The sequence below is a fragment of the Sphingobium fluminis genome, from assembly GCF_037723805.1.
Lineage (GTDB): Bacteria > Pseudomonadota > Alphaproteobacteria > Sphingomonadales > Sphingomonadaceae > Sphingobium.
Window position 1 is genome coordinate 588391 of the sequence record NZ_JBBJUK010000001.1, and the last position, 12805, is coordinate 601195.

The window sequence follows — 12805 nt, forward strand, 5'->3', positions numbered from 1 at the left end:
TCGATCGGGGACTAACATGCGTTACGCCGTTTTCGCGACATCCGCCCTGGCATTGGCGGCGTCATTCCTGCCGTCATTGCCCGCGCTGGCCCAGTCGGGTCCGGTCGAGGTGCGGGTCGACCGCCTCGAAAAGGAAATGCGCGCGGTGCAGCGCAAGGTGTTTCCCGGCGGGACCCCGCTGGAGCCGGAAATCACCCGCCCCGCAGCGCCCTCGGTCGCGCCGGGCAGCCCATCCTCCTCGCCGGTCGCCGACCTGACCGCGCGGGTCGGTGCGCTGGAATCCCAGCTCGCCTCGATGACCGGTCAGGTCGAGGAGAATAGTTATAAATTGAAGCAGCTCGAAGCGGCGTTCAATAAATATAAGGCGGATACCGACGGCCGGCTGTCGTCGGGCGACACGTCGGCGACCCGGCCTTCGGGCCCAGCGCCGGCCGCCGACCCGATCGAATCCGGCCCGGCCGCGACCAAGCCGGCGCCGGCGAAACCCGCGCCCGCCAAGCCTGCGCCGGCCACTGGCCCCGCAAGCGAGGCGCGCAAGGCCGCGGTCGCCGCCATCGAAAAGCCCGAAACAGGCGATGCGGGCATGGATGGCTATTCCTATGGCTATCGCTTGTGGGACGGGAAATTCTATCCCGAGGCGCAGGCGCAGCTAAAGGCCGTGGTCGACAAATATGGCGCCACATCGATCGGCAGCCGGGCGCAAAATCTGCTCGGCCGCGCCTATCTGGACGACGGCAAGCCGGCGCTGGCGTCGGTCGCTTTCTATGAAAATTACCAGAAGCGACCGCGCGGCGACCGTGCGCCCGACAGCCTCGCCTATCTTGGCGAGGCGCTGATCCAGCTCAAGAAGCCGGCCGACGCCTGCAAGGTCTATGAGGAACTGGAGCAGGTCTATGGCGCGACCATGACCGCAAGCGTGCGCGGCGTGATGGACAAGGGCAAGACCAAGGCCAAATGTAGCGGCTGACGGGCGGTGGCGGTGGCGGTCGTTCCGGATTCCGCCGGGCTGCTGGCGGCGACGCGGGCGATCGTCGGCGACGTGACCGAGGCGCGGTTCGGCGTGGCGGTGTCGGGGGGCCCCGACAGCATGGCGTTGCTCGATCTTGCGGCGGGCGCTTTCCCCGGCCGGACCGCGGCGGCGACGGTCGATCATGGCCTGCGGCCGGAGTCGGCGAGCGAGGCCGCGATGGTCGGACGCTGGTGCGGCGAACGATCCATTCCGCATACCATTCTCCATCCAGCAACGGCCGTGACCGGCAATGTCCAGAACTGGGCGCGGGCGCAGCGCTACGCGCTGCTGGAAGATTGGCGGGCGTCGAGCGGGATCGACTGGATCATGACCGCGCATCACGCGGACGATCAGCTGGAAACCATGCTGATGCGGCTCAATCGCGGCGCGGGGGTGGGGGGACTGGCCGGGGTGCGGGCGCGCAGCGGGCAGGTCATTCGGCCGCTGCTGGGCATGCGCAAGGCAGCGTTGCTGGACTATGGTCGTACCCACAATCTGCCGTTCGTGTCCGACCCGTCCAACGACGATCCGCGCTTTGACCGGGCGGCGCTGCGATCCGTGCTGGAGCCGGTGGCGTGGCTGGACCGCGCGGCGGCGGGACGAAGCGCGGCGGCGCTGGGCGAGGCCGATGCGGCGCTGCAATGGACGGCGGAGGAACTGGCCGCGCGCCATGTAAGCGCCGATGGCGATGGCTGGGTGCTCGATCGCACCGATTTGCCGCGTGAACTGTTGCGCCGGCTGTTGCTGCTGATGCTGGTGCGCGGTGCGCCGTTGCTGGTTCCGCGCGGCGAGTCGATCGACCGGGCGCTTGCCATGGCCGGTGCCGGGAAAAAGTGCAGCCTTGGCGACTGGGTGCTGGAGGGCGGCGTCCGCTGGTCGCTGAGGCCCGCTCCTCGCCGGCGCTGAGCGACCGAACAGATCCCTGGCGCGAGAAAGTTCCGCAAGCCGTCGCATAGGGAGAACGGTCCGCCGATTTGCTGCGGTGCAATAATGTTTTTTCAGCGATGAATTGCCAGTATTAAGCATCGCAAGCGGAGAATATACTGGCATGATGGAATTTGCGGCCCTGACCTACGGCCTGCTGGCGAGCATCGTCCTTTCGGCGGCGCAACGTAACCGGAAACTGGCGCGGCCTCACCCGCCGATACTCTTTTATGTCGGTTATCTGATGTGCGGCCTGTCGGCCGGGCTGGTGATGATCCTCGCCTATCTCGCCATTTCCTCGCTGCTGCCGGGCTGAACGCGCGCAAAGCGTACGCAGTCGTCCATCGGCCAGCTTGCGCTTTTGCGCGGCGATCCTATCTTGCAGGGCGAAAGAGAGTGCCGAATGAACGACGAGAAGGACCCCCAGGGTAACCCCTGGATCAAGAGCGCCATGATTTGGGCCGGGGTGATTATCGCCCTGCTGCTGTTCGTCTCGATGTTCGACAGTCGTTCCGCCTCTACGGCGGGCACGGGCATCGCCTATTCGGAGTTCCGCTCAAAGGTCGCCGAAGGCCAGGTCAAGGAGGTGGCGATCGCGCCCGACCGGATTTCCGGTACGCTGTCGAGCGGACAGAAATTCACCACGCTTCCGGTCAGCGATCCGGGCCTTACCGGCCTGCTGGACAATTATAACGTCAAATATTCGGGCCAGGCCGAGGAGCAGCCGAGCTTTTGGATGATCATGATCTACCAGTCGCTGCCGTTCCTGTTGATCCTGGGTATCGCCTTCTTCGTACTGCGCCAGATGCAGAAGGGCGGCGGCGCGAGTGGCGCGATGGGCTTTGGCAAATCCAAGGCGAAGCTGCTGACCGAAAAACATGGCAAGGTGACGTTCCAGGATGTCGCGGGCATCGATGAAGCGCGCGAGGAACTGGAGGAGATTGTCGAGTTCCTCAAGGACCCGACCAAATTTGCGCGGCTTGGCGGCAAGATCCCCAAGGGTGCGCTGCTGGTCGGTTCGCCCGGCACCGGCAAGACGCTGCTGGCGCGGGCGATCGCGGGGGAGGCGGGCGTGCCCTTCTTCACCATTTCGGGTTCGGATTTCGTCGAGATGTTCGTCGGCGTCGGCGCGAGCCGCGTGCGCGACATGTTCGAGCAGGCCAAGAAGAACGCGCCCTGCATCGTCTTTATCGATGAAATCGACGCGGTGGGTCGCCATCGCGGTGCCGGCCTTGGCAATGGCAATGACGAGCGCGAGCAGACGTTGAACCAGTTGCTGGTCGAGATGGATGGCTTCGAGGCGAATGAGGGCATCATCATCGTCGCGGCGACCAATCGCCCCGACGTGCTCGACCCCGCTTTGCTGCGTCCGGGCCGCTTCGACCGCCAGGTCGTCGTGCCCCGTCCCGATATCGAGGGCCGCGAAAAGATCCTGGCCGTGCATATGAAGAAGGTGCCGCTGGCGCCCGATGTCGAGCCGCGCACGATCGCGCGTGGTACGCCGGGCTTTTCCGGCGCAGACCTCGCCAATCTCGTCAACGAAGCGGCACTGATGGCGGCGCGGCGCGGCAAGCGGCTGGTCGCGATGGACGAGTTCGAGGCGGCAAAGGACAAGGTGATGATGGGCGCCGAGCGCCGCTCCATGGTCATGACCGACGATGAAAAGAAGATGACGGCCTATCATGAGGCCGGCCATGCCATCATCGCCGTTCACGAGCCGGCGTCGGACCCGATCCACAAGGCGACGATCATCCCGCGCGGCCGCGCGCTGGGCATGGTGATGCGCCTGCCCGAGCGGGACAGCTACAGCTATCACCGTGACAAGATGCATGCGAACATGGCCGTGGCCATGGGCGGGCGCGTCGCCGAAGAGCTGATCTTCGGTTATGACAAAGTGTCGTCGGGCGCGTCGGGCGACATTCAATATGCGACCAAGCTGGCGCGCGACATGGTCACGCAATGGGGCATGTCGGACAAGCTGGGCCCGCTGCAATATGAAGAGCAGCAGGGCGAGACCTTCCTTGGCTATTCGCAGAGCCAGCGCACGCATATGTCCGACGAGACGGCCAAGCTGATCGACAAGGAAATCCGTGGACTGGTCGAGCAGGGCTATGCCCGCGCGCAGGAGCTGCTCAGGGGCCATGAGGACCAGTTGCACCTGCTCGCCAACGCCATGCTCGAATATGAGACGCTGTCGGGCGACGAGATCAAGGCGCTACTGGAGAAGGGCGAGATCACCCGCGACGACGGGACGACGATCAAGCCGTCGACCCTGCCGGCGGCTGGGTCTTCCATTCCCAAGACCCGCAGGCGGAGCGGGCCCTTCGGCGATCCGACGCCGCTCGGGGCGTGACGTCCATGCCAGGTTGAGGAAAAGGGCGGTTCGAAAGGCCGCCCTTTTTCGTTGTGATGGGTTCGATGCGTTTCACTGGCTCATCCACTCTACTGCTTGGACACCTGGACCCGGCTTTCGCCGGGGAACATATCGTGCCATGTTTTTAGTCTGCTCCCCCGGCCATGCGCCTGCCTGCCTGCGGCAGTCGCTCAGGATAAACTTCAGTCAAAGGCTGAAAGGCGGGTTCCACCTTCCGATTTGAGTTCCTGCCGTCAGCCGGGAACAGATGACGCCGCCCCTCGGCGCATTTCCATTGGCATCATGCAACGAACGGGCGATGACGGCGTTCGGCACGCGCGCGTATCGGGGCAGGGCATTGGCAGAGCAACGGTCATCATCGGACTATCAGTTCCAGCCACACGAGCGGGCGATGATGCCCGGATCGCCCGCGAACCCGGACCACCCGACCCCTCGCCGGATAGGCTATTTCGCGATCGGCCTGCTGCTCAGCATGACCGGGGGTTTCCTCAACGGGCTGCTGACCGCCAATCTGCCGCAAATTCAGGGGGCCCTCGGGCTTACCAATGTCGAGGGTGGCTGGCTGACCGCTGCCTACAGCATGACCAATGTCTGCATGAGCCTGCTGCTGATCAAATTCCGGCAGCAGTTCGGCATCCAGCGTTTTACCCGGTACATTCTTGCGGGATTTCTGATCCTCAACCTGTCGCAGTTGTTCGTCCACAGCTATGGCATCGAGCTGATCGTCCGCGCCGGCAGTGGTATCGTGGCGAGTGGCTTGTCCACGCTCTCCCTCTTCTATTTCATGCAATCCATGCCGCCCGCCGCACGGCTGGCGGGCATGATCATCGGCGTGGGCATGGGGCAGGTCGCGCTGCCGCTGGCGCGCGTGATCTCGCCGGGGTTGCTCATTCACGGCGATGTGCAGAATCTGTTCCTGTTCGAATTCGGCCTGACCCTGCTGTGCCTCGCCTGCGTGTCGATGTTGCGCCTGCCGCCCAGCGAGCGGTTCGGGGCGTTCGAGCCGCTGGATTTCCTGACGTTCAGCCTGTTCGCGCCGGGCCTCGCGCTGCTGTCGGCGGTGCTGGTGCAGGGGCGCATCCAGTGGTGGTCGACGCCCTGGCTCGGCTATGCGCTGGCCGGGGCGATGCTGCTGATCGGGCTGGCGCTGATCGTCGAGCATAATCGCGCGAACCCCTTGCTCAACACACGCTGGATCGGCAGCGCGGCGATCATCCGCTTCGCCATCGTCGCGGCGAGCATGCGCGTGCTGCTGGGCGAACAGAATTTCGGTGCGGCCGGGCTGCTGACGGTGCTCGGCATGGGGCAGGATCAACTGGTCGGCTTTTACGCCATCGTGACCGTCGCCTCCGCCGCCGGACTGGCCGCGAGCGTCGCTACGTTCAACCCGCTGGACCTGATCAAGCCGGTGATATTGTCCTGCGCGCTGATCGCGGTCGCCGCTTTTCTGGATGCCGACGCCAGCAATCTGACGCGGCCGGCGCAGCTTTACTGGACGCAGGCGATGATCAGCTTTGCCGCCGTCTATTTTCTGGGGCCAACGGTGATGAACGGCATCCTGCGCGCGCTGGTGAAGGGGCCAAGCCATCTGGTGAGCTTTTCCGCGATCTTCGGCATTTCCCAGCAACTGGGCGGCCTTGCCGGGGCGGCGCTGCTCGGCAGCTTTCAGATCATGCGCGAGCGGTTTCATTCCGAAATGCTGACTCAAGCCATCCTGCCGACCGATCCGCAGGTCGCGACGCGGCTCGCGCAACTGGGCGCGTCCTATGCCCGGACGCTCGGCGATCCGCTGTTGCGGCAGGCCGAAGGGGCCGTGCTGGAGGGACAGATCGTGACGCGAGAGGCCAATATCCTCGCATTCAACGATGTGTTCCTGCTGGTGGGCGTGCTGGCGACGGTCGCATTTGTCTATCTGCTGTGGCGCTGGAGCTATTATAGGCGGAAGGGGATCAATCCGCTCGCCACCGAACTGGCGGCACTGGCCGCGATGAGGAACAGGACCGCATGACCGAGCAGCCGCCACGCCCGCCCGAGGAGGGGCAGCGACTGGATGATCCGATCGAGACGCCGCCCGAGGCGTCGACGGACGCAGTGACTGAGGCCCCGCCGCAGCCGCAACGGGGCTGGGCGCCGCCGCGCGCCAGCCGGCCGGTGACGATCCTGACCATTATCTTTCTCCTTATCGGCGTCGCGCTCATCCTCTACGCCTGGGGCGTGCCGCCCTTTTCGAGCGCGGTGCAGACCACCGACAATGCCTATGTGCGCGGCCAGACGACGGTGATCGCGCCGCAGGTCAGCGGCTATGTCACGCAAGTTGCGGTGCAGGATTATGAGCAGGTAAAGCGAGGCCAGATCCTCGCGCGGGTGGACGATCGCATCTATCGCCAGCGGGTGGAACAGGCGCAGGCACAGATCGCGGCGCAGATCGCGAATCTGGACAACAGCCAGCAGAGCGAGCGGTCGAGCGCGGCGCAACTGGGCGGGCAGGCCGCCAATGTCGTCAACGCGCAGGCGCAGCTTGCCCGCGCGCAGGCGGATATGCGCCGCGTCGACCAGCTTGTGGGTGAGGGATCGGTCTCGATCCGCGAGCGGGACCAGACGCTGGCGGCGCTGCGGGCGGCGCAGGCGGGCGTGTTGCAGGCGCAGGCGCAGCGCAGCGTCGCGCAGGAACAGGTGCGCACCGTGACGGTGGGACGCGGCGGGCTGCGCGCCGGGGTGGAGGCGGCGGAGGCGGCGCTCAAGCTGGCGCAGATCGACCTGGCCAACACGATCATCCGCGCGCCGCAGGACGGGCGTCTGGGCGAGGTAGACGTGCGGCTGGGCCAATATGTGACGGCGGGGACGCAATTGACCTTCCTCGTGCCGCCTTTGGTGTGGGTGGCGGCGAACTTCAAGGAAGCGCAGACCGCGCGCATGGCCCCCGGCCAGCCGGTGCGGCTGAACGTCGATGCGCTGGGCCGCGCAGAAATCAAGGGCTGGGTCGAACGCATGGCGCCGGCGGCGGGGAGCGAATTTTCGATCATCAAGTCGGACAATGCGACCGGCAATTTCGTGAAGGTGCCGCAGCGGATAACGGTGCGGATCGCGGTCGATGCGAAGGACCCGCTTTACGCGCGGCTGCGGCCGGGCATGTCGGTGGAGGCGCGGGTGGATACGACCGGCGGTCCTTCGCCGCGAGGCCGCTGATGCGGGCAGGGTTCGCCCTTTTGCCGCTGGCGGTGCTGGCGGGATGTGCCGCGCCGGATTCGCCGCGCCCGGATGCGGCCGCCGTTGCGCCGCCACCGGACTGGCGGAGCGGCCTTGCCGGAGCTGCGGCGGTCGACGGGGCGTGGTGGGACGCGTTCCGGGACCCGGCGCTGACCGCACTGGTCGAGCGGTCGCTCGCGAATAATGTCGATATCGCTATGGCCGTTGCGCGCGTGCGGGAGGCGCGAGCGCAGGAAAGCCTCGCGCGAGCGGCACTGTTTCCGACTTTGGACGCGAGCGCCGGGACGACCCATGCGCGATCGGTTTCAGCGCTCGGCGTAGCGTCCGAGGGATCGTCTGCCCAGCCGGGGGTGCAGGCGGCTTATGAGGTCGACCTGTTCGGCAGGATCGCCGATCAGGTTTCCGCCGCCCGCAACGCGTGGCTGGCGAGCGCGGCGGCGCGCGATGCGGCGCGGCTGAGCGTCGCGTCGTCGGCGGCGTCCGGCTATATCACCCTGCTCGGGCTGGACGCGCGGCGCAGGGTGGTGCTGGAGACGATCGTATCGCGCGCGGAAGCGCTGCGGCTGGCCCGGTCGCGGGCGCGGGCGGGCTATACGTCGGAGCTTGAGCTGCGGCAGGCAGAGGTGGAATATGAAGGCGCAGCGCTGATTTTGCCGCAGGTCGACCTTGCGATCGCGCGGCAGGAAAATGGCTTGCGGTTGCTGGCGGGCGACGTGCCGGGGCCGGTGACGCGGGGGACTTCGCTGGCCGCGCTGGTTGGGCCGCCGCTGCCCGATGCGGGCCTGCCATCAGATCTGCTGCGCCGCCGGCCGGATATCGCGCAGGCGGAGCTGTCGCTCGCGGCGAGCGACGCCAGCCTGTCGGTTGCGCGCAAGCAGTTCCTGCCGAGCCTGCGCCTGTCCGCCTCGACCGGGGCGGTGTTCAGCAGCGGATTGCCCGATCCGGTGACGCTCTGGTCGGTGGGCGGCAGCATTCTTGCGCCCTTGTTCGAGGGGGGGCGGTTGCGTGCCAATGTGGAAGGCGCGGCGGCGCGGCGCGATCAGGCGGCGTTCGCCTATCGCCGGGCGGCGCTGACCGCGTTCCGCGAGGTCGAGGATGCGCTCGCGGCGGTCGCCAGCCTGTCGCGGCAGCGCGCCACGGCGGAGGCACAGCGATTGGCCATAGCGCAGGCACTGCGCCACGCGACCAATCGCTATCAGGCCGGTTACAGCAGCTATCTGGAACAGCTCGACGCGCAGCGCGCGCTGCTGTCCGCCGATCTTGCGCTGGTGCAGGTGCGAGCCGACCAGATGACATCGCTGGTCGCGCTCTATCAGGTGCTGGGCGGTGGGTGGAGCGGCGTGGCGGAGGAGGGTGCGCCGGACCGGAGATTGCAGCGCGTAACAAAATGATGAGCGGGGACTGGCCGTGGCGGGGGTTAATGGTTACATGGGCCGCCACCGATCCCCGGCCGCCTCGTGCGGCCCTCGCAGCAGAAAGTGGCTAGTTCCATGGATATCCGCCTCGGCCTCACCTTCGACGATGTGCTGTTGCAGCCCGGCGAATCCGACGTACTGCCCAGCCAGGCCGATACCAGCACTTTCGTCACGCGCGAGATCAAGCTCAATATCCCGATCCTGTCGTCCGCCATGGACACGGTGACGGAAGCCGACATGGCGATCGTCATGGCGCAGCTTGGCGGCATCGGCGTGCTGCACCGCAACCTGTCGATCGAAGAGCAGGCGGACGCCGTGCGCGCGGTCAAGCGGTTCGAGAGCGGCATGGTCGTGAACCCGATCACCATTACCCCCAATGCGACGCTCGCCGATGCACAGATGCTGATGCAGCGGCACAAGATCAGCGGCATTCCGGTGGTCGAGTCGTCCGGCAAGCTGGTCGGCATCGTCACCCATCGCGACACGCGCTTCGCCGAACATCCCGGCCAGCCGATCAGCGAATTGATGACGCATGAGAATCTCGCGACGGTCAAGGCCGGGGTCGGCGAGGAAGAAGCGCGCCGGCTGCTGCATGCAAGGCGGATCGAAAAGCTGCTGGTGGTGGACGATGCCTATCATTGCGTGGGCCTCATCACCGTCAAGGATATCGAAAAGGCGGTCAATTATCCGCAGGCGACCAAGGATGCGACCGGCCGCCTGCGTGTGGCCGCCGCGACCACGGTCGGCGACAAGGGGCTGGAGCGTACCGAGGCGCTCATCGCCGCCGAATGCGACCTGATCGTCATCGATACGGCGCATGGCCACAGCAAGCAGGTGTCCGCCGCGGTCGAGGCGGTCAAGCGCATGTCGAACCAGGTGCAGGTGGTCGCGGGCAATGTCGCCACCGCCGAGGCGACGCGGGCGCTGATCGGCGCGGGGGCGGATTGCGTGAAGGTCGGCATCGGGCCGGGATCGATCTGCACCACGCGCGTCGTGGCGGGCGTCGGCGTGCCGCAATTGACGGCGGTGATGGACGCAGCGGAGGAAGCCGCCAAGCATGGCGTGCCGGTGATCGCCGATGGCGGATTGCGCACCTCGGGCGATCTGGCCAAGGCGCTGGCGGCGGGCGCTGGCTGCGTCATGGTGGGATCTTTGCTCGCGGGCACCGCCGAAGCGCCGGGCGAGACGTTCCTGTATCAGGGGCGCGCCTATAAAAGCTATCGCGGCATGGGCAGCGTCGGCGCGATGGCGCGCGGTTCGGCCGATCGCTATTTCCAGGCCGACATCAAAGACCAGATGAAACTGGTGCCCGAGGGGATCGAGGGGCAGGTGCCGTTCAAGGGGCCGGCCAAGGATGTCATCCATCAGCTCGTTGGCGGCGTGAAGGCGGCTATGGGCTATACCGGCAGCCGATCGATCAAGGACCTTCAGGAACGCGCGCGTTTCGTGCAGATCACCAATGCGGGCTTGTCCGAAAGCCATGTGCACGACGTCACCATCACCCGGGAAGCGCCCAATTATCCCACACGTTAACGTCGTCGTAACCTGGCCGGTCAAGGGATCGGCCGCGACATGACTCCATCCGCACGCATCCAGGCCGCGATCGACCTGCTCGACGCCATCATTGTGTCCGCGCGCGATGGCGGCCCCGCTGCCGACACGCTGATTGCCCGCTATTTCAAGGCCCGCCGCTATGCCGGATCGCGCGACCGTCGCGCGGTGCGCGACCATGTCTATGACGCGATTCGCCGCGCGGGGGACCGGCCCGACAGCGGCCGGGCGGCGATGGTGGGGCTGGCGCGCGAGCGGCCCGAGCTTGCTGCGTGCTTCGACGGATCAGCGCATGGGCCCGCGCCGATCGACCCGGATGAGCCGGCAGCACCAGCAGGGGGCGTGCCGGCATGGCTCGCGCCCCTGATCGCGGCGCCGGTGGAACAGGATGGCCTGCTGGGCCGCGCGCCCGTGGACCTGCGGGTCAACCGGCTCAAGGCGACGCTGGGCGACGCCGCACTGCTATTGCCCGATGCCGCCGCCATCACGGGACTGCCTGACGCGCTGCGCCTGCCGGAAGGCTCGCCGGTCGAGCAAAGCGAGGCATGGAAGAAGGGGCTGGTCGAGGTTCAGGACGCGGGCAGTCAGATGATCGCGCTCGCCTGTGACGCGAAGCCGGGCATGACGGTGGTCGACCTGTGCGCCGGGGCCGGCGGCAAGACGCTGGCGCTCGCCGCCGCCATGGCGGGCAAGGGCGCGCTGATCGCTGCCGATGCGATCCGGTCACGGCTCGCGCGCCTCGGGCCGCGCGCCGAACGCGCAGGAGCGACCTTTATCGAGACGCTGCTGCTGGATCAGGGGCATGAGGCTGGCGCGCTTGCGAGCCTTGGCGGCCAGGTCGATGTGGTGCTGGTCGATGCGCCCTGTTCGGGCACGGGCACGTGGCGGCGCAATCCTGAGGCACGGTGGCGGCTGACCCCGGCGCGGCTCGACCGGCTGGTCGCGGAACAGGCCCGCATCCTGGATTTCGCCGCGCCGCTGCTGGCGCCCGGCGGCACGCTGGTCTATGCCACTTGCGCATTGACCGAGCGGGAGGGACGCGATCAGGTGGATGGATTTTTGACCCGCCATGCCGGCTGGGCGGCGCTGCCGCTGAACCTGCCACTGGGTCGAGCGCATGGCGCGGGCGTGCTGCTGACGCCGGGGCATGACGGCACCGATGGCTTCTTCTTCGCGGCGCTGCGGCGGACGCCCTGAAACACATGATGGACAAGAGCGTGCAAACGCGCGAGACTTGGCCCCAATCAGCGCCTGAAACATGGCTGGAGATCTGCATGCGTTTCACCCCTGCCTCGATTGCCCTCGCCATATTGTTGACCACCGTGTCGAGCGCCGGGCTGACGCAGCGCCCCGATGCGCAAATTTCGCCGCTGTCGACCGAATGGCTGAAGGCCGGCGAGGCGGCGCGCGCCGCTGGCAATCTGAGCGGCGCGAACGATGCGCTGGAAAGCGCGCTCGCGGTCGATCCGCGCAACCGCGCCGCCTATGTCGAGCTGGCGCAGGTCGCGCGCGCGCAGGGGTTGCAGGGCAAGGCGATCCGCCTCTATCGTGAGGCGTTGCTGCTCGACCCCACCGATGTCTCGGCGCTCGTCGGTCAGGGCGAGGCGATGGTCGAAAAAGGAGCGATCGCCAAGGCGAAGGATAATCTCGCGCTGGCGCAAAGCGCGTGCAAGACGGATTGTGCGGCGGTCGGCAGGCTGGCTGCGGCGATCCAGAAGGGACCGCCAGCGGTCGCGATGACCGCCAAGGAAGCCGTGCCCGCGCCTAAGGCATCGCAGACCGAGACGCCCTGACGAAAATATGATGAGTCAGGCGGCGGATTCCCGGATGGTCCGATGCGCCGACGAGATCGCTACGACCATAGTATCACCGCGCTCGACCGTCGATATGCCGTCGCGCATGAGCGCGATGTCGGACCACCATGGAGCGGCCGGGGGCCGCAAAACGACAATGCTCCCCTTTCGGGGGAGGGCGACCCAGCGTCCCGTCACCCGGGCGAAGCGCCACCGGGCATCATAATTAAGCGGAACCTGCTCATAAGCTGGCGGGCCGCCCTTATCATCGGCAGGGGCGCAGGCGCGTAATTGGGCGGGGACGTGGCGTGTGCTGCCGTCGGGAAATAGAACCGCGATTGCCACCACTCGTCTCCGTCGATGTTTTATGTCGCGTTCACAACGCTCTAGTAGCGATTGGGTTCACGCGGACGGGCCGGGCAACAACATTTAATAATGGCCGGTAGTCTGCTGGGGATCGGCGTGGACCAGGAACATTTGTCAGCCGGATCGACTTCAGCGGCTGAACCTTTATTTCGCGCGGAGGCGCGGA

General features: G+C 66.7%; 11 protein-coding genes. 10 read left to right on the plus strand and 1 reads right to left on the minus strand.

Translation table 11 applies throughout. From position 1 onward, the window contains the following. Window positions 1-16: 16 nt before the first annotated feature. The 10 genes from WG907_RS02925 to WG907_RS02970 all read left to right on the plus strand — a co-directional run bounded on the left by WG907_RS02925 (window position 17) and on the right by WG907_RS02970 (window position 12273). Window positions 17-967 (plus strand): hypothetical protein, encoded by a 951-nt coding sequence (locus WG907_RS02925; protein ID WP_340231091.1) that lies wholly within the window; start codon window positions 17-19, stop codon window positions 965-967. A 12-nt stretch (window positions 968-979) separates the two neighbouring features. Beyond that, window positions 980-1915, plus strand: coding sequence for a tRNA lysidine(34) synthetase TilS (tilS, locus tag WG907_RS02930; RefSeq protein ID WP_445326756.1), 936 nt, complete (start codon window positions 980-982; stop codon window positions 1913-1915). 142 nt (window positions 1916-2057) lie between these two features. Next, a complete protein-coding gene (locus tag WG907_RS02935) occupies window positions 2058-2249 on the plus strand; it encodes a hypothetical protein (RefSeq protein WP_340231092.1) in 192 nt (63 codons plus the stop codon). A gap of 87 nt (window positions 2250-2336) precedes the next feature. Further along, on the plus strand, window positions 2337-4286 hold the full coding sequence (gene ftsH, locus WG907_RS02940; RefSeq protein WP_340231093.1) for an ATP-dependent zinc metalloprotease FtsH: 1950 nt from the start codon (window positions 2337-2339) through the stop codon (window positions 4284-4286). 319 nt (window positions 4287-4605) lie between these two features. After that, window positions 4606-6315, plus strand: coding sequence for an MFS transporter (locus tag WG907_RS02945; protein WP_340231094.1), 1710 nt, complete (start codon window positions 4606-4608; stop codon window positions 6313-6315). Then, window positions 6312-7493 carry an HlyD family secretion protein gene (locus WG907_RS02950; RefSeq protein ID WP_340231095.1) on the plus strand — a complete coding sequence of 394 codons (1182 nt, stop codon included), beginning with the start codon at window positions 6312-6314 and terminating at the stop codon, window positions 7491-7493. Before WG907_RS02945 ends, WG907_RS02950 begins: the two co-directional genes overlap by 4 nt. Beyond that, window positions 7493-8905 carry an efflux transporter outer membrane subunit gene (locus WG907_RS02955; protein WP_340231096.1) on the plus strand — a complete coding sequence of 471 codons (1413 nt, stop codon included), beginning with the start codon at window positions 7493-7495 and terminating at the stop codon, window positions 8903-8905. Before WG907_RS02950 ends, WG907_RS02955 begins: the two co-directional genes overlap by 1 nt. A 99-nt stretch (window positions 8906-9004) precedes the next feature. Next, on the plus strand, window positions 9005-10462 hold the full coding sequence (guaB, locus tag WG907_RS02960) for an IMP dehydrogenase (RefSeq protein WP_340231097.1): 1458 nt from the start codon (window positions 9005-9007) through the stop codon (window positions 10460-10462). A 39-nt stretch (window positions 10463-10501) separates the two neighbouring features. Then, window positions 10502-11677: an RsmB/NOP family class I SAM-dependent RNA methyltransferase gene (locus WG907_RS02965; protein WP_340231099.1), complete on the plus strand. Its 1176-nt coding sequence runs from the start codon at window positions 10502-10504 to the stop codon at window positions 11675-11677. 77 nt (window positions 11678-11754) lie between these two features. Continuing rightward, window positions 11755-12273: a tetratricopeptide repeat protein gene (locus WG907_RS02970; RefSeq protein ID WP_340231100.1), complete on the plus strand. Its 519-nt coding sequence runs from the start codon at window positions 11755-11757 to the stop codon at window positions 12271-12273. 15 nt (window positions 12274-12288) lie between these two features. On the opposite strand, the gene WG907_RS02975 is transcribed toward WG907_RS02970, so the two are convergent. Further along, entirely contained in the window at window positions 12289-12618 is a 330-nt protein-coding gene (locus tag WG907_RS02975) for a hypothetical protein (RefSeq protein ID WP_340231101.1), read from the minus strand. Window positions 12619-12805 lie beyond the last annotated feature (187 nt).

Bases quoted from the DNA above. Each gene is read 5' to 3' on its own strand.
- WG907_RS02925 (WP_340231091.1), top strand. From the start codon at position 17: ATGCGTTACGCCGTTTTCGCGACATCCGCCCTGGCATTGGCGGCGTCA.
- WG907_RS02935 (WP_340231092.1), top strand. From the start codon at position 2,058: ATGATGGAATTTGCGGCCCTGACCTACGGCCTGCTGGCGAGCATCGTC.
- ftsH (WP_340231093.1), top strand. From the start codon at position 2,337: ATGAACGACGAGAAGGACCCCCAGGGTAACCCCTGGATCAAGAGCGCC.
- WG907_RS02945 (WP_340231094.1), top strand. From the start codon at position 4,606: ATGACGGCGTTCGGCACGCGCGCGTATCGGGGCAGGGCATTGGCAGAG.
- WG907_RS02950 (WP_340231095.1), top strand. From the start codon at position 6,312: ATGACCGAGCAGCCGCCACGCCCGCCCGAGGAGGGGCAGCGACTGGAT.
- WG907_RS02955 (WP_340231096.1), top strand. From the start codon at position 7,493: ATGCGGGCAGGGTTCGCCCTTTTGCCGCTGGCGGTGCTGGCGGGATGT.
- guaB (WP_340231097.1), top strand. From the start codon at position 9,005: ATGGATATCCGCCTCGGCCTCACCTTCGACGATGTGCTGTTGCAGCCC.
- WG907_RS02965 (WP_340231099.1), top strand. From the start codon at position 10,502: ATGACTCCATCCGCACGCATCCAGGCCGCGATCGACCTGCTCGACGCC.
- WG907_RS02970 (WP_340231100.1), top strand. From the start codon at position 11,755: ATGCGTTTCACCCCTGCCTCGATTGCCCTCGCCATATTGTTGACCACC.